The sequence below is a fragment of the Candidatus Binatus sp. genome, from assembly GCF_030646925.1.
Lineage (GTDB): Bacteria > Desulfobacterota > Binatia > Binatales > Binataceae > Binatus.
Map to the genome: position 1 here is coordinate 17,344 of NZ_JAUSKL010000012.1, position 17,423 is coordinate 34,766.

Below are 17,423 nucleotides of genomic sequence, written 5' to 3' on the forward strand. Positions count from 1 at the left end.
CCTGGCGATCGCCGGGGGCCGGCAACGCTGATGCCTCAACTCGCGAAAATCGATCTGGTCTCGATCGAGGATCTGCAGACCTCAGAGATCGATCGCATCTTCGAACTCGCCGACGAGTTCGCCGACGGGCTCGCGCGCGGCCAGCGGATCGCTTCGGCGTCGGGATTGATCATGGCGACGCTGTTTTACGAACCCTCGACGCGCACGCGCCTAAGCTTCGAGTCCGCGATGCATCGGCTCGGTGGCGGCGTGATCAGTTCGGCAGACATGCAGGCCAGTTCGGCCGCCAAGGGCGAGAGCCTGGCCGATACCGTGCGGGTCGTGAGTTCGTACGCCGACCTGATCGTGCTTCGCCATCCGCACGACGGCGCCGCCCGCGTCGCGGCCGACTACGCGACATGTCCGGTGCTGAACGCCGGCGACGGCAGCCGCGAGCATCCCACGCAGACGCTGTGCGATTTGTACATCCTGCGCCGCAAGAAGGGTCATCTGAAGGGGCTCACCGTCGCGCTTTGCGGCGATCTCAAATTCGGCCGCACGGTGCATTCGCTGATCTATGCCCTCGCGCGCTTCGGCGCGAATATCGTCGCGGTGCCGACCGCCGGGATGGACGTGCCCGGCTATGTCCTCGAGCGCCTGGCCGCCGAACGCAACTACAGTTTTTCCACGGTTACGATGGATGAACTCAAGTCGATCGCGGGCGGGCTCGATGCGCTCTATCTGACGCCGAGCGCGCCGCATCAGATGGCGCTGTTCACCGCCGGTGACGAGATTCAGAAAATTCCCAGCGCGGAACCGCCCGCCGCGCTCGACGCCTTTTACGTCACGCGCATGCAGAAGGAACGCATGACCGCGAAGGACATCAACGCCGGCGACTACGTCCGCTTCGACGCGCGCGCGCTCAAGACCAGCCGCACGCAATCCGCGGTCGTGATGCATCCGTTGCCGCGCACCGACGAACTGGCCTACGAACTCGACGCCGACCCGCGTGCAGTTTATTTCGAGCAAGCGGCCGCGGGAGTGCCGGTGCGGATGGCGCTGATCGCGTGGCTGATCGAAAAGGGCAAGGCGGCGGCGCGTCGTGAAGCGCCCGCGGCTGGCGTTGCGATTCGTTTCAAGGGCGAGGCGTCGCTGCCGCGATGCGCCAATTCTAATTGCATCTCGCGTTTCGAAGGTGCGTATTTGCGGGCGCGATTCACGCTCGCGCGCGGCGTCGATCCTTCGGCGCTGGCGCTGAAATGCGGCTTCTGCGAGCGTGAATTGAAAATCGAATTCGTCGGCCACGTCCGCTCGCATCGCTACTATCGCTACGACGACACGCTGCAAGGCTATGTGCGCCAGTGGATCGAAGAAGGATCGCTGGCGGTGTTCGAAAGCGTGAAGCAGGCCGAGGAGGGCGGCTACGAACCCTACAAGCGCGGCCCGCAACGCGAAATCATGAAGCCGGACGAAATCGCGAGCGCGGTCGAGTCGCTGGCGGATCAGATAATCGCGGACCTGCCGGATCTAACCAGCGTATCGATGGTAGGCGTCGTCAGCCGCGGTGCGATTCTCGCGCTTAGGCTGCGCGATCTAATCGAGCGCAAGACCAGGATTCGGCCGCCGTGCGCTGCGCTGGACGCTTACACTCACGCCGACGCGATGAGCCCGATCGATGGCGCGGAAGATTTCAACGTCGAAGGCCGCACGATCGTGCTGGTGGACGACGTGATCAACAGTGGATGGACCGTGCAGCGCGCGATGGCCACGATTTGGAAGCGCGGCCGTCCCGCCGCCGTCAGGCTCGCAGTGCTGATCGATCGCGGCCATCGCGCGGTGCCGATTCGGCCCAACTACTGCGGCAAAAATATTCCGACTTCGCGGACGGAGCGCGTGCAGGTGAGACTGTCAGCGCCCGGCGTGCATGGAAAAAGCAAAGCGAACGATCGCGTGATGATCTATTCGATCGTCGAGCCGCTCAAGCAACCGGAGCCCGCCAATTGAAAGCGATTCTGCTCAAAGGCGGCAGAGTGATCGATCCCGCGAGCGGAATCGACGAAGTCTGTGACGTGATTCTTCGCCACGGCGAAATCGAAGCGGTCGAAGCGCTCCTCAGCAACGCACCCGACGACGCTAATGTGATTGACGTCGCGGGATGCTGGGTGATGCCTGGCCTGATCGATCCGCACGTACATCTGCGCGACCCTGGTTTTCCGGAAAAGGAAACCATCGCAAGCGGTCTTCGCGCCGCGGCGGCCGGGGGCTTCAGCGCAGTCGCCGCGATGGCCAACACGTCGCCGGTGAACGACACGCGCGAAATCACCGCCTACATGCTCGAGCGCGCCAAAGGCGTCAGGGCGGCGCGCCTGGTGCCCGTATCTGCGGTGACGCGCGGCCTGCGCGGCGTCGAGCCGGTCGATTTCGCCGCGATGATTGAGGCGGGCGCGCGGATGTTCTCCGACGACGGCATCCCGATCGACGATCCGGTGATTCTGTCGCGCGCGCTCGAAGAAATATCGCGGCTCGGATTCGCGACGTCGCTGCATGAAGAAGATCGCGCGCTCTCGCGCGATGCGGCGCTGAACGCCGGCGAAGTCTCGAAGCGGCTGGGCGTGAGCGGCGTGCCCGTGTCTGCCGAAGCGGAGCGCGTGCGGCGCGATCTCGCGCTCGCAATCGGTTCCGGCGCCGCGGTTCATATTGCGCATGCTTCGACCGCGGAAACTTTCGACTTGATTCGAGCGGCGCGCCATCACGGCGCCCACGTAAGTTGCGAAGTCGCGCCTCATCATTTCGCGCTCGATGAAACCGCGGCGCTGACTTGGGGTCCAAACGCGAAGATGAATCCTCCGCTCCGCAGTCGCGCCGACGTTGAGGCTGTCCACGAGGCGATTCGCGACGGCACCGCCGATATGATTGCCTCCGATCATGCGCCGCACGACCCCAAGTCGAAGCAGATGGACTCGCTGGCGGGATACTTCGGTCCTGGCCGCGAGCCGCCGCGCCTCGATCACGAGCTCGCGAACATCTTTGAGCACGCCGCCAACGGAATCGTCGGACTCGAAACGTCGGTCGGTCTCGCGCTCGACCTGGTGCATCGATCGTTGATCCAGCCCGCGCGATTCGTTGCGATGATGTCGCTCAATCCTGCGACGCTGCTCCGGCTTGAAGCCGGCACGTTGGCTCCAGGAGCGGCTGCCGACGTAACCGTGATCGATCCAAATCTCGATTGGGTCGTCGAGCCGGGAAAATTTCTGTCGAAGAGCCGCAACACCCCATTCGCCGGGAGAAGGCTTCGCGGCAAGGCAATTCTGACTCTGGTCGGCGGTGAAATCGTGTACGACGGAAGGAAGGGCGCGGTTCGATGAATACCCGGCGCGAGGCGATTCTGGCGCTCGCCGACGGCAGAATCTTTCGCGGGCGCGCGTTCGGCGCGATCGGCGAGACGGTCGGTGAAGTCGTATTCAACACCGCGATGACCGGCTACCAGGAAGTGCTCACCGACCCGTCGTACAGGGGCCAACTCGTCTGCATGACCTATCCGCAAATCGGCAACGTCGGAACCAACGCCGAGGACGTTGAGTCGCGACGCGTATTTGTCGACGGATTCATCGTGAAGGAATACCTCGAGCGCCCGTCTAACTGGCGCGCGCAGATGGCGCTCGGCGAGTATCTCGAAGCAGCGCGCGTGGTCGGAATCGAAGGCATCGACACGCGAGCGCTGGTGCGTCATTTGCGCACGCATGGCGCTCAGGAGGGCGTCATCTCGAGCGTCGATCTGGATCCGGCGTCGCTGGTCGCCAAAGCGAAGGCATCGCCAGGATTGGTCGGCCGCGATCTCGTGAAGGAAATCACTTGCGCGGAGCCCTATGATTGGGAGGTCGGCGATTGGGAACTGGGCTCCGGCTACCGGGTTGCGAGCAAAGCGTCGCTCGCCGGCGCGCCGATGGTGGTCGCGCTCGATTACGGAATCAAGCTCAACATTCTGCGACGGCTGGTATCGACCGGCTTTCGCGTGAAGGTACTGCCGGCCGGATTTAGCGCGGAGCAGATTCTGTCGTACGATCCCGACGGCATCTTTCTTTCCAACGGACCCGCCGATCCGGCGGCGTTGCCGTATGCGCGCGATGCGGTCGCAGGCGTGCTCGGCAAGAAACCGGTTTTCGGAATCTGCCTCGGTCATCAGATTCTCGGACTCGCGCTTGGCGGCAAAACCTATAAGCTCGATTTCGGGCATCACGGCGCGAATCATCCGGTGATGGATTTGCGCACGCGCCGCGTCGAAATCACGTCGCACAATCATGGCTTCGCGGTCGAGTCGGAATCGCTCGCGGGGCGGGCTGAACTGTCGCATCTGAATCTCAACGACAAAACCCTCGAGGGGCTCCGCGGAACCGGCGTGCCGTTTTTTTCGGTGCAGTATCATCCCGAAGCATCGCCCGGCCCCCACGATTCGAGTTACCTCTTTTCGCGCTTCAAAAAATTGATCGAGGCATTTCCGCGCTTTGGCGCGGACGCGCTCGATCGAATCGTTGCGGATGAGCGTGCCGAACAGCGATGAGCGCAGCTTCAAAATCATCGTCAACTTTATTTTCCCGGGAATCTCAAATTGCCGCTTCGTAAAGATCTGAAATCGGTACTGTTGATCGGCTCCGGTCCAATCGTGATCGGCCAGGCGTGCGAGTTCGACTATTCCGGCACCCAGGCGGCCAAGGCATTGCGCGAGGAAGGCTTGCGCCTCATCCTCGTCAATTCAAATCCCGCCACTATCATGACCGATCCGGAGTTGGCGGACCGCACCTACATCGAGCCGATGACGGCCGCGGTGCTCACCAAAATTATCGAGCGCGAGCGTCCCGATTCGTTGCTGCCAACCGTCGGCGGCCAGACCGCGCTGAATCTCGCGATCGAGTTGGCCGAGACCGGCGTGCTGGATCGATTCAAGTGCGAATTGATCGGCGCGAAACTGCCGGCCATCAAGAAGGCCGAAGATCGCGATCTGTTCAAGCAGGCGATGCTCAAAATCGGGCTCGAGGTGCCGCGCTCGGCGATCGCGCATTCTGCGAGCGAGGCGCGCCGCATCCTTGACGAACTCGGCCTGCCGCTGATCATTCGCCCCTCGCGCACGCTGGGCGGAACCGGCGGTTCAATTGCGCGCGACCTTGACGATTACCACGCGAAGGTCGCCCACGGACTCGAGCAATCGCCCAGCCATGAAGTATTGATCGAGCAATCGATCGAAGGCTGGAAGGAATTCGAGCTTGAGGTGATGCGTGACTGCGCCGACAACGTCGTCATCGTATGCTCGATCGAAAACCTGGATCCAATGGGCGTGCATACCGGCGATTCGATCACGGTCGCGCCGGCGCAAACGCTCACCGACAAGGAATATCAACTGATGCGCGACGCGGCGCTGCGAATCATTCGCGAGATCGGCGTCGACACCGGCGGTGCAAATATCCAGTTCGCGATCGAACCCGGCACCGGGCGCATGGCCGTGATCGAGATGAATCCGCGCGTCTCGCGCAGCTCCGCGCTGGCGTCGAAAGCGACCGGATTTCCGATCGCCAAAATCGCGGCGCGGCTCGCGGTCGGCTATCGGCTCGATGAAATTCCGAATGACATCACGCGGATGACGCCTGCGTGCTTCGAGCCGACGATCGACTACGTCGTCACCAAGATTCCGCGCTTCACGTTCGAAAAATTTCGCGGCGCCGTCGATGAGCTTGGACCGCAAATGAAATCCGTGGGCGAGGCGATGGCGATCGGCCGCACCTTCAAGGAATCTCTGCAGAAGGCTCTGCGCTCGCTCGAGATTGGATCGTCGGGCTTCGAGAGTCGGCTCCCAGAGCCATCGCGCGCGCAATCGCTGGTGGAGACTCGACGGCTGATCGCGATGCCGAGCAGCCATCGACTGTATCATCTCGCCGACGCGCTCCGGCTCGGAATGAGCCGCGCCGAAGCCGCTCAACTGAGCAAGATCGATGGATGGTTCATCGATGCGGTTGCCGACATCGTTGGCGTCGAGAATCGAATCGCCGCCGAGCCGATGACGGAGGCATTTTTTCGCGAGTTCAAAGCGATGGGGTTTTCCGATCGACGCATCGCGGAATTGCGCGCCGCGGACGAGTCGTCGATCGCATCGCATCGTCGCGAGGCCGGAGTACTGCCGGTGTATAAATCTGTCGATACCTGCGGCGCGGAGTTCGAGGCATTCACGCCGTATTTGTATTCGACCTACGAGGGCGAGGATGAAGTGCCTGCGACCGCGCGCAGGAAGGTGATGATCCTTGGCGGCGGACCGAATCGAATCGGGCAGGGAATCGAATTCGACTACTGTTGCGTGCATGCGAGTCTCGCGCTCAAAGAGGCCGGCTTCGAGACCATCATGGTCAATTGCAATCCTGAAACCGTCTCGACCGACTACGATATTTCGGACCGGCTCTATTTCGAGCCGCTGACCTTCGAGGACGTAATCGCGATCGCCGAGCGCGAAAAACCGTTCGGTGTGATCGTGCAATTCGGCGGTCAGACGCCGCTCAAGCTGGCCGTTCCGCTGGAGCGCGCTGGCGTGCCGATTCTCGGCACCAGTCCCGATGCGATCGATCGCGCCGAGGATCGCGAGCGCTTCAATGAGATGGTTTCACGCCTCGGACTCAGGCAACCATATGGAATTCTCGTGCGCGGCCTTGACGACGCGGTAGTCGGCGCGTCGAAGGTTGGATATCCTGTTTTGATTCGCCCGTCTTACGTCCTCGGCGGGCGTGCAATGGAGGTGATTCCGAATGAGGAGGAGTTGCGCCGCTATGTCACGCAGGCGCTGCAAGCCTCCGAGCGCCATCCGCTGTTGGTCGATCGCTATCTGCAAGGCGCAACCGAAGTGGACGTCGACGCGATTTCCGACGGTGAAATCGTCGTGATCGGCGGAATCATGGAGCACGTCGAGCACGCAGGCATCCACTCGGGCGACAGTGCCTGCGCGCTGCCGCCGAACACGCTAAGCGCGGAAATCCAAATCGAGCTGAGCAGGCAGACGAAAATGCTCGCGCGCGAACTCGGCGTAGTCGGGCTCATCAACGTCCAATTTGCGATTTTCGGCGGCGAGGTATTCATCCTCGAAGTAAATCCGCGCGCCTCCCGAACCATCCCGTTCGTCAGCAAGGCGATCGGCGTGCCGCTCGCGAAGTACGCCGCGCTTGCGATGGCCGGCATGAAACTCAGCGAGATAGGATTCACCGCCGAGCGCGTGCCGGCTCACGTCGCGGTGAAGGAATCGGTGTTCCCATTCGGCAAATTTCCCGGCGTCGATACGATCCTCGGACCCGAGATGAAATCGACCGGAGAAGTGATGGGCATCGACGCGACATTTGCGATGGCGTTCGCGAAAGCTGAACTCGCCGCGTCGTCCGACCTGCCCGATAGCGGTTTCGTTTTCATCAGCGTGCGCGACGAGGATAAGCAATTTCTCGAGCCGATCGTTCGCGGACTCGCCGAGATGCGCTTTCAGTTGATCGCGACCGACGGAACCTCGCGCCACATCCGCGATCTTGGTTTGCAATGCGAAAGCGTGAACAAGGTGCTGCAAGGCGGCCCGCACATCGTTGACGCGATGAAGGAAGGCCGCATCGCGATGGTGATAAATACGCCCGACGCGAGCGGCGCCCGCGATTCGTTTTCGATTCGGCGCACCGCGCTGGAACTCCGGCTGCCGTATTTCACCACGATGGCCGGCGCGAAGGCCGCGGTCGAGGGAATCCGCGCGCTGAAAACGCAACCGTTCGAGGTGCGCGCGTTGCAGGACTATCATCGCGCATAGGCGCGCCGCAGCGGGGCAGGCATGGACGACGACCGCCGCGCATCGGATTCGGCGTCGCTCCGCATCACCAGTCCGATCGCTGCGATGGCGGGAATCGGGCCGAAGCGCGCCGCGGCGCTTGCGAGCCGCGGTATCGAGACCGCCGGCGATCTGATTTTTCATCTGCCGTCCCGTTACCAGGATTGGCGCGAGCGAACCCCGCCTAACGACCTTCGTCCCGGGACTATTGCCGTTATCGAAGGCGACCTCGGCAAAATTCTGGAGGGCCGAATGCGCGCCGCGCGATGGCGACGGTTCGCAACCGGATGGCTCAAGGCCGGCGGCCGCCGAATCCGCTTGGTGTGGTTCAATCTTCCCGCTTACATGCGCGGCTACCTGCCTGCCGGACAACGGGTGCTGATCCGCGGCCGCGTCACCGGCGCCGCCGACGGAGGCCTCGAGATCGCGCAACCGGAAATTCATCAGTTGTCCGAAGGGGCGCCGCCGCGGATACGTCCCGTCTATCGCCTGCCGACATTCGTCGGGCAACGACTCTTCGCGAACCTGGTCACACGAACTCTCTCCCAGGGTTTCGTTCGCGGCGCGATTCCGGATGAAGTGCGCGGCGAGATTCCCTCCGTGCAGGATGCGCTGGCGTACCTGCACGATCCGCCGGCCGATGCGGACGTTCGCGCGCTGGAGGCCGGCGAATCGCCGGGACACATCGCGCTCGCATTCGACGAGCTGTTCGCATTCGAACTGGCGCTATTGATCGAGCGCGCCCGCAGCGCGCGTCGCACCGGTATCGCGCTCGACGGCCGCGAGGATCTGAGCACGCGGCTCATCCGCGAGCTGCCGTTTGAATTGACTAACGCACAGGCCGGCGCGATCGACGAAATCCGCGCTGACCTCGCGCGCCACGGCCAGATGAATCGGATGCTGATGGGCGACGTCGGCAGCGGAAAAACACTCGTCGCATTCTGGGCGATGCTGCGCGCGGTCGAATGCGGCCATCAAGCCGCGATGATGGCGCCGACCGAATTGCTCGCCGAGCAGCACTATCGCAGCTTTCAACGCCTGTGCGGAAAATTGAACATCCGCTCAGCTCTGCTGACCGGCCGCATCGGCGCCGTCGACCGAAAACCAATCCTGCGCGATCTTTCGAGCGGCGATCTCCCAATCGTCTTTGGCACTCACGCGCTCATCCAGGAACGCGTGCGCATTCGCGATCTGGCTCTCGGCGTGATCGACGAGCAACATCGCTTCGGTGTTTTCGATCGCGCGAAGATGAAGGCGCTTGGCGCGCGCGTGAATCTCCTCATGATGACCGCGACGCCGATTCCTCGCAGCCTCGCGATGAGCCTGTTCGCGAATCTCGACGTATCGTTTCTCGACGAGATGCCGCCGGGACGCACCCCAATCTCGACCGAAATTTATTCCGAGGACGATCTCGCGCGAACCCACGACCTCCTGCATGCCGAAATCCAAAACGGCGGCCGCGCGTACTACGTCGTGCCGTTCATCGACGGCGAGGATGATGAGGCGAAATCGGTATCCGCCACCGCGGCGAGAATCGCGAAGAGTGTATTGCGCGACGCACGCATCGGCACGATGCATGGCCGGATGGCCGGCGCGCAGAAGGATCGCGTGATGCGCGCGTTTCGCGACGGCGCGCTCGACATCCTGGTCTGCACAACCGTCGTCGAGGTGGGAATCGACGTGCCCGAAGCGACGGTGATCGTGATCGACGCCGCGGAACGCTACGGCCTCGCGCAATTGCATCAACTGCGCGGCAGGGTAGGGCGCGGCGACCAGCCCTCGCGATGCTGCCTGATCGCGTCGCGCGACTGCGACTCGGACTCGCTCGAACGGCTCAACGTCATGCGTCAATGCACCACTGGAAAGAGCGTCGCCGAAGCTGATTTGCAGCTCCGGGGACCCGGCGATCTACTCGGCGCGCGGCAGACCGGCGCGTTGCCGCTGCGATTCATTCACTTGGTGCGCGATCTTCACACCGTCGAGCGCGCGCGCCGCATGGCCGAAGATTGGCTGAAGCGCGATCCAAATCTCGAGAGCGCCGCGTCTGAAGGCGCGCGTGACGCGCTCCGGAAAATGCTGTCGCTCGGCTTCAGCTTGGGGGACGTCGGATAGTGTTCGAGTTTCAATTCGGCAGCGGCGCGCCCGACAATGTTGTCTTCTTCCAGATTTGCGCGACGAGATCGTTGGAGCGCTTCGCGGCGTCGCCAATGATCACCAGCACCGCCCGCGAATCGCGCTCGACGCGATGCGCGATCTTCGCGCCGTGCAATCGCTCGAGTGCGTCCTCACAGACTTGCGCGAAATTCGCCGCCGACGCTTCGCTGACAAACGCGATCACCCAGAGCAGAGTGATTGCACCGCTCTTTTTCAGCACCACTACGCGATCGCCGTCCCACGCCTTCGCGAGCGCCGCGCGCGGCGAATGCTCGCCGAGGTTCGCTTCGATGATCACGCGCAGCAACACCTCGCCGAACGTTCCTTCGTTGGCTTTCTTCCATTCCTTCAGACCCGTCTCGTAACCCGCTACACGCACGCGCGGCGGTGGAGCAGGGTGCTCGAAGTATGCCCTCGGATTCAGAATCTGCTCCGACGATTCGGGCGGATGCTTGTACAGCGCGTTGACGCCGGCCCATCCGTTGCGCCGATACGCCGCCGCCACGAAGCGCGCGCCATCCATGTACTGAAAAATAAACGGCGCCCGGATTCCGAGCGGCACGCCGCCGGCTCTTTTCGCAAACTCCTTTTCCATCGCCGGAATGTTCTTGAGAAAAGTCTCGAGCACCTCGTCATCCATCCGCCCGGCGATGTACGCGAACCCCGAGAGCGTCGCGTCGCCTTCCGCGACAGCGCCCAACGCCAGCGCGCGATCGTCATCTTCCTTCGCTTTCTCGAGCGCCGCACCGATGCCGAAATTCTGATCCTGCAGCGCATGCGTCAGTTCGTGCGCGATCACGTCGGTCGCTTCGCGCCGTTTCGACTCCGATAGCTTTACCCCTTGTGCGCCATGCCTTTCGACGATGATCATCTGCTTCTTGCGGAAGTCGTATAACCCGGCGATCTGCCCGCGCAACATCCCGATGTCAGCCGACTGAATATCGGTGCCCGCCGGAAACAGCCCGACCATCGCGCCGATCTTGTTGTCGAGCTCGATTTCCGCCTTGTTCTGGTGATCGGCGTCCGCTCTGATTTGCCGGACGACCTGAGCCGGCGTCAGGTACTTGAGCGCCACCTTGTTCCTGAATTTGAGCCCGCGCAGAGTCTGGATGCCCTCGATGATTTTCTGAATTTCCGCCGGCGTGAACGCGCCGTTGGCAATTTCACCGGCGCCAGGCGCGAGCGGCGACGCGACCAACAGCGCGAAGATCGCGATTGCGATCCGCGCATGACGCGCGACGCTGGGCGCCGGCCTCATTGCTCGTCAGGCGTCGGCGGCACTGCAATCTGCGTCGACGTGCTTGCGGTTTCGATCGTGCTCGCATTCCAGATTGCCGGTGCGAGCTGATCGAAATAGTTCGCGCCTTCGCCGATGATCACCAGCGCCGCATTCGCGCGGTAGTCGATTCGATGCGCGCTGGCGCCGCCGAGCAGGCGATCCAGCAGCGTCGCGTAGACCACGGCAAAATGGCTCGCAGTCTGCTTGTCCGTAAATGTCAGCATCCAGATCACGTTCAGCCCGCGGCTCTGCTGCAGCACGATCATGCGATCGGCGGTCCATCGCGAGGCGATCGCAATCTCGCTCGATTGCTTGCCCAGATTGCGCTCCAGGATCACGCGCAGCAGCAACTCCCCGTAAGTGCTGTCATCGACTTTCCTCCAGCCGTGCATGATTTGTTCGTAGCCGGAGAGCGCGATGCGCGGAGTGTGCGCGCGATCTTCGAAAAAAATCCCGGGATGCAAAATCTGATGCGTCGATTCCGGCGGACGTTGGTACAGCGCGTCCACCGCGCTCCATCCGCCGCGCCGATAAGCCTCCGCCACGAACCGCACGCCCTCCGAATACTGAAACAGCAGCGGTACGCTGAGCCCTTCCGGCGTGCCCGGCGACTCGGCCGCGAGCGATTGAGGCATGCCCTTGAGGCCGCCGATTAGCCGGTTCGAAATGTCGTTGTCCATTCGACCCATCGCGTACGCGAAACCCGCGAGCGTCGCGTCGCCTTCCGCGACGGCTTTCAGAGCCAGCGCGCGGTCATCGTTGTCTTTCACCGCGTCGAGACTTTTTTCGAGGCCGAAATTCTGATCCTGCAGCGCGTGAGTCAGTTCATGCGCCAGCAGCATCTCGCCGACGAGATCGCGCTGAATCAGAAATTGGCTCGTGGCGTTCCAGAAACCCAAATCGGCGCCACCCTTCACGAGCACCATCGTTTTCTCATGCGCATCGTAGAAGCCCGCCACCTGGCTCCGCAGCAGCTTCAACGTTTCAGCTTTCAGATCCATCTGCGACGGATACAGCCCCAGCAGCGCCCCGACGATTCCTTCGACCTGCAACTGGCTGTCGGTGTAATCGCGCATCATGTCCGCTTCGATCATCGCCTCGGCTTCGTCCCGCGTTTTCACGACGAGCGGCACCGGCTGCTTGAACTGAAGCTGGCGAAGCGTCGGCAGGCCTGCTTCGATTTTCTCCGCCTGGCTCGAATTGACGTGATCGCCGCTGACCAGCGAGTAGGCGCATCCCGCCAGCAGCATCGCCGCCACGATCAAATGCGCAAAGCCCGGCCACCGGCGCCGTCGCGCGTAACCGATGCGGCCGGAGCGCTTTTTCATTCCTGCACGATGATGATTGGAAATCCGAGATGCGCTGTTGCCGATGCGCGCGTTTCCGCCTCTGCCCGTGTCGAAAATGCGCCCATGCGCACACGGTAGTAGCGCCGCCCGGACGCATCAAGCCGATCGACGCGGATGTCGCGATAGTAGGCCAGCATCCGGTCGCGCAAACGGTCGGCATTGTCTTCGCGCGAAAACGAGCCGATCTGCACCAGGTAGCGCGGCGCCGATCCCACCGGCCGCGATCCCTCAGGCGCGCTGATCAGATCGATTCGCACCGGCGCCGTGCCGTTATCGAGCATCCCGATTACTCGCGCCGCTTTGCGCGACAGATCGATCTTGCGTCCCTTCACGAACGGCCCGCGATCGTTGATCGTCACCTCGACCGATCGATGATTCGCGAGATTCGTAACCATTACCCGGCACCCGAGCGGAAAGATCGTCGATGCCGCGCTCAGATCTTCCTGATCGTAAATTTCCCCGCTCGAAGTTGGACGGCCGTTGAAGCCGGGCCCGTACCACGACGCGACTCCCATCTCCTTGATCGATTGCCCGGTCTGAGGTGCAACGCTTGCCTGAGTTGGCGCGACCAGGACCGGTTTCGTTTTAGATGTAGCACACGCGGCGAGCACGCCGCTCATTCCAGCCGCGAGCAAAGCGCGGCAAATCACCTTGCGCAGGTATCCCAACTCCGCTCCACCCCGCGGCAATTATAGAAACTGCGACGACCGGGCAGAAGAGCTTCGCTGTTGACGAACTTGCGCGCGGCGCTTCGGGACTTCCCCGCCGCGTGGTAGCATCGGGGCGTGCTGCGGACGAGGCAGGAGCTGGAGGAAATCGAAGCGCGCACGCTGGCCCCGTATGCGATGCCGTCGCGGGCCAGCCGGGGGCGGCGCTATCCCGAGCCCGAGCATCCGATCCGCACAGCGTTCCAGCGCGACCGCGATCGCATCATCCACTCAGCCGCGTTTCGCCGCCTCGAATACAAAACCCAGGTCTTCGTCAATCACGAGGGTGATTACTATCGCACCCGCCTCACGCATACGCTCGAGGCGGCGCAGATTACGCGCACCGTCGCGCGCGCGCTCGGGCTCAACGAGGAACTGGCCGAGGCGGTCGCGCTCGCGCACGACCTCGGTCATACGCCATTCGGCCACGCCGGCGAGAAGATGCTGAACGAGCTGATGACGCCCTACGGCGGCTTCGATCACAACGCGCAGAGTCTCCGCACCGTTGATTGGATAGAAATACGCTACCCCAATTTTCGCGGCCTGAACTTGAGCTTCGAGGTCCGCGAAGGAATCGTCAAGCATTCGAATTTTCACGATCGTCCCGCCGCGCGCGAATTCGATCCTGCCATCTATCCGTGCCTCGAGGCGCAGATAGTCGATCTCGCCGATGAAATCGCGTACCTCGCGCACGACATCGACGACGGCGTCAAGGCCGGGATGCTCAGTTCCGAAGAATTGAACGCGTCGTCGATGTATCGCGCGGCCTCAGCCGCGGCGCGCAGCACATCTCCTGACGCCGAGCCCCGCATTCATCGCTATCAGACCGTGATCAAAATGATCGACGCGATGTCCACCGACCTGATGACCCACGTCGCCGCGGAACTCGAGCGCGCCAAGGTGTCGAGCATCGACGACGTGCGCCGACAGGGTAGGGCGCTCGCGAGTTTCGGCCCCGCGATGGGCGTGCAGGTCGAGGAAATCAAGCAGGTGATGCGCGACAAGTTGTATCGCCATTACCGCGTCAGCCGGATGACGGAAAAGGCGGGCAGGGTGCTCGCGCAACTGTTCCAGACCTACATGGCGGAGCCGCGCCAGATTCCCGCGCATGTGCTCGCGCGCGCGGAACGCGACGGTGAGCCGGTGTCGCGCGCCGTCGCGGATTATATCGCCGGCATGACCGACCGTTTCGCGCTCGACGAATACCGGAAGCTGTTTGACCCCGATGAACGCGTCTGATAGCTCCGCAAAAACGATTCGGCAGCGGCGTTCGATCGTTATTCGCCGCGAGGATCACATCGGCGATCCAGTCGGCCTGGTATTTCTCGATTCACCCGAAACCGATGGCGATGCCGTGATGGAACGGCTCGGAAAATATCTCGGCGCAAAATTAAAAGTGATCAAGGCGGAAGTTTCGCGCGACGAAATCACCGTCGAGATCGAAGCCAGGGGATGGAAAGAGGAGGGCGCCCGGATGGCCGCCGCGGCTCGCGATCTTCATCTCAAAGGCGGACGGCGTGCGGCGCTCTCGATGTATCTCGACGCGCTCGATCTGGACCCGATGAACGCGGACGCGCTCCGTGGGATGGGTCTTGCTCTCGCTGAACAGGAGAAATTCGGCGACGCGCTGACGACGCTCAAGAAGGCGCGCGAGTTCGGCGCCGATACCGCCGAGATGCTGCTCACGATGGGCAAATCCGCCGCCCGGCTCGAGCGCAAAGCGAGCGCGATCGGGTACTACGAACAGGTGCTCAAAATCGAGCCGCGGAACTTCGTCGCGCGCCGCGCCCTGCACGCGCTGCGCTCCAGGGACGAAGCGACATCGTCCGCTCACTCACCCGCAATCTCCAGCAAGGAGCAGTAACTCTCATCGTTGAGTTCTTGGTCCTGAGAGATTACTTGGCTGCGGCATTATGAAGCACCCGATTTCATGTTTTCGATCGTCGTCGCGTTCGCGTCTGCGGCCTTGTTGATCTCGTCGCGACCGTCGCCCGCGATTTCCGACGGTGCGATTCCCGTCGCGGCCAATCATCCCGAGGCGCGCTCACCCTGGGCTGGCCTCGTGCGAATCCCGAGGCCGTGTTGCAGATGTCCGCGGTGCTGGCGCTGCGCAATCAGGCCGAGCTGGAGGAACTGAAAGTTCAACTTCAACAACCCGGCTCGCCCGCCTATCACCAATGGTTCAGCATCGCGCAATTCATGCGCCGCTTCGGTCCTACGCAGAGCCAGTTGGATGAGCTGGTGGATTGGCTCCGCCGGAACCATTTCACAATCGATAAGACCAGCCTCGGCACACGAATGGTGCGATTTCGCGGCACCGTCGCGGACGTCGAGCGTGAGCAAGTAACCGATTAAGACGTGAAGATTTAACCGCAGATTCCGCCGATTCCGCCGATAACAGGAAAAATTTATGTGGAGAATAGAGTCGCTGAACTCAAACGAGCTTGGCGACCTGATTACGACGTGCGACAAATAGTGGCGCTAGCGCGGTCGCCTCGCTAAAGTATCGGCGTGACGAAGCCAAAACCGCGAAAGCGAAAGCCGATCAGCGAGAAGCAGCGCGAGAGCGACGAAAAGCTAAGAGATGAACTGCGCGCGTTCGACGTAAAGAAATTCCGATAAGGCGCCAGAGAAAGCGATTCACCGGAGTCCACAAAATGCGAAAGGTTAGATCGGTGGACATAAGCGGCGACTACGTTGACCAGATTCTCGCCGACTTTAACGAACGCATCGGAGAAACAGGGATTCAACAGGAATCGGACATCATTTCGATTCAGCACGAATCAATCATGATGGGCTCTCAGCGGAAGTCAGTTGTGTGGGTATTTTACTGGTCAGATGATTAGTTGGCCTCGCGCGCTTTGCGGCCTCGCTCTTCGCGCGCTAGCCGACGCTCCTCGCGCTCAATCATTTGCCTAAATACCTGTTCGTTCCACCTCGCCCCGTTGCGTCGAAAAGCGTCAGCGATTTGATTGCAAAATTCCTCTTTTGGCACAAAACGAAATGCGTCTGTAGGTTTGAATAGTTTCAGGGCCGCGCGATGGATCGGATCGTTCCTAAAACCTTGCCTGATCTCCGTCGCTACGCGATAGTGCCACGCGATTAGGTCGGCTGCCTGAAGCATCGGATTCTCAATTTTTTCATCGAACGCTATTGGCCCGAGTAGTGAGGGGCGCGGTGAGATTTGCTTGATTATTTCATATCCGGCCAAAAGTTCGCTGCTGTAGTCGTTTCGTTCAAACACGAACGTAATCTGCTCAGCGAACGATGGACCTTGCGTATTAACGACTGTCTCGATGCAATCCTTAGCTAGGATTTTATACGGACCGTCATGCGAACGTTCAGGAAGAAATTCCTTCACGAATGGTACGGCTGCATACCAGACGCTAGCGAGCATGTGAACACCATATGCTCGCCCCGCATATTGAGCAGCAATGGGAACCAAACGATCCGTCAGGCGATCAACCTTTTCCCGTGTCCAACCTTCGTAGACGCCGCGCGGCGTTTTAGCCTCGGCATCTGTCGCGTGATAAAGCAGCGCACCTTCCTGGCGGAGCACTTTGTTCCACTTAATTTCAAATCGTCGCCAATCGCGCGCAGGGGACAGATATCCAGCCACGACGATGACTGGTGCCTGAGCATGCGTTCCGCCTTCATCGAAATATCCCGTTACGTCAAGCACAAACAATCTCTTTGAACGCAGCAGCTTGGCCAATCGACCAACTCGATCGTAAGTGGTGCTCACAGCGCACCTCGCGGAGTAGGGGCGCTACTATATGTCGGCGCGTCGCTGTCGCTCGCTGATTTCCCCGCATTGCCAGATTCCTTGGCGGATTCGAGCAGTTTTGAACCTAGCTGTACATCCCAACAAACTCGCGCTAGTGGTAGTGGGCGGTTTTGAAATGAACCGCTTATGGTTCAGTCAAGGACGAGCGACCCTTGAGTGCGTTGCGCTGCTGACGCTCTCTCTGTCGGTAGCTATGCTAGTGGCCTGTAACAGTGACATTGGTATCGGAATAGATGCGATGGTTGGGGTCGCGATAGGTCCACTTGATGGGTTTGGGAGCGCGGTTGTAGTGACGGATGTAGCGCATCAGCTTGCGGGCCAAGTCCTTAACCGAGGT

12 protein-coding genes are annotated in these 17,423 nt (G+C 61.5%); 8 read left to right on the forward strand and 4 right to left on the reverse strand.

From position 1 onward, the window contains the following. Positions 1–30: 30 nt before the first annotated feature. Genes Q7S58_RS01405 through Q7S58_RS01425 form a run of 5 tightly spaced genes read left to right on the forward strand, consistent with a single transcriptional unit; the run spans position 31 to position 9,922 of the window. Positions 31–1,983: an aspartate carbamoyltransferase catalytic subunit gene (locus tag Q7S58_RS01405; RefSeq protein WP_304820039.1), complete on the forward strand. Its 1,953-nt coding sequence runs from the start codon at positions 31–33 to the stop codon at positions 1,981–1,983. Then, positions 1,980–3,344, forward strand: a complete 1,365-nt coding sequence (locus Q7S58_RS01410; protein ID WP_304820041.1) for a dihydroorotase — start codon at positions 1,980–1,982, stop codon at positions 3,342–3,344. Before Q7S58_RS01405 ends, Q7S58_RS01410 begins: the two co-directional genes overlap by 4 nt. Then, positions 3,341–4,537 (forward strand): glutamine-hydrolyzing carbamoyl-phosphate synthase small subunit, encoded by a 1,197-nt coding sequence (gene carA, locus Q7S58_RS01415; RefSeq protein ID WP_304820043.1) that lies wholly within the window; start codon positions 3,341–3,343, stop codon positions 4,535–4,537. Before Q7S58_RS01410 ends, carA begins: the two co-directional genes overlap by 4 nt. 48 nt (positions 4,538–4,585) lie before the next feature. Further along, positions 4,586–7,792 carry a carbamoyl-phosphate synthase large subunit gene (carB, locus tag Q7S58_RS01420; RefSeq protein ID WP_304820045.1) on the forward strand — a complete coding sequence of 1,069 codons (3,207 nt, stop codon included), beginning with the start codon at positions 4,586–4,588 and terminating at the stop codon, positions 7,790–7,792. Between the two features lie 21 nt (positions 7,793–7,813). After that, entirely contained in the window at positions 7,814–9,922 is a 2,109-nt protein-coding gene (locus Q7S58_RS01425) for an ATP-dependent DNA helicase RecG (protein WP_304820047.1), read from the forward strand. 10 nt (positions 9,923–9,932) lie between these two features. On the opposite strand, the gene Q7S58_RS01430 is transcribed toward Q7S58_RS01425, so the two are convergent. From Q7S58_RS01430 to Q7S58_RS01440, 3 genes are read right to left on the reverse strand one after another with little or no spacing between them, the layout of a single operon-like run. After that, positions 9,933–11,222, reverse strand: a complete 1,290-nt coding sequence (locus tag Q7S58_RS01430) for a hypothetical protein (protein WP_304820049.1) — start codon at positions 11,220–11,222, stop codon at positions 9,933–9,935. Then, positions 11,219–12,571 (reverse strand): hypothetical protein, encoded by a 1,353-nt coding sequence (locus Q7S58_RS01435; protein WP_304820051.1) that lies wholly within the window; start codon positions 12,569–12,571, stop codon positions 11,219–11,221. Before Q7S58_RS01435 ends, Q7S58_RS01430 begins: the two co-directional genes overlap by 4 nt. Continuing rightward, complete coding sequence (locus tag Q7S58_RS01440) at positions 12,568–13,260, reverse strand: septal ring lytic transglycosylase RlpA family protein (protein WP_304820053.1); 693 nt, start codon at positions 13,258–13,260, stop codon at positions 12,568–12,570. The genes Q7S58_RS01435 and Q7S58_RS01440 overlap by 4 nt, the downstream gene beginning before the upstream one ends. 177 nt (positions 13,261–13,437) lie before the next feature. Between Q7S58_RS01440 and Q7S58_RS01445 the strand changes: the two genes are divergently transcribed. The 3 genes from Q7S58_RS01445 to Q7S58_RS01455 all read left to right on the forward strand — a co-directional run bounded on the left by Q7S58_RS01445 (position 13,438) and on the right by Q7S58_RS01455 (position 15,654). Then, positions 13,438–14,538 carry a deoxyguanosinetriphosphate triphosphohydrolase gene (locus tag Q7S58_RS01445; RefSeq protein ID WP_370655432.1) on the forward strand — a complete coding sequence of 367 codons (1,101 nt, stop codon included), beginning with the start codon at positions 13,438–13,440 and terminating at the stop codon, positions 14,536–14,538. Then, complete coding sequence (locus Q7S58_RS01450; RefSeq protein ID WP_304820057.1) at positions 14,525–15,163, forward strand: hypothetical protein; 639 nt, start codon at positions 14,525–14,527, stop codon at positions 15,161–15,163. Before Q7S58_RS01445 ends, Q7S58_RS01450 begins: the two co-directional genes overlap by 14 nt. A gap of 185 nt (positions 15,164–15,348) precedes the next feature. Further along, positions 15,349–15,654: a protease pro-enzyme activation domain-containing protein gene (locus Q7S58_RS01455; protein ID WP_304820061.1), complete on the forward strand. Its 306-nt coding sequence runs from the start codon at positions 15,349–15,351 to the stop codon at positions 15,652–15,654. Positions 15,655–16,141: 487 nt separating this feature from the next. Here the strand turns inward: Q7S58_RS01455 and Q7S58_RS01460 are convergent, their stop codons facing one another. Continuing rightward, entirely contained in the window at positions 16,142–17,014 is an 873-nt protein-coding gene (locus Q7S58_RS01460) for a DUF3800 domain-containing protein (RefSeq protein WP_304820059.1), read from the reverse strand. Between the last annotated feature and the right edge of the window lie 409 nt (positions 17,015–17,423).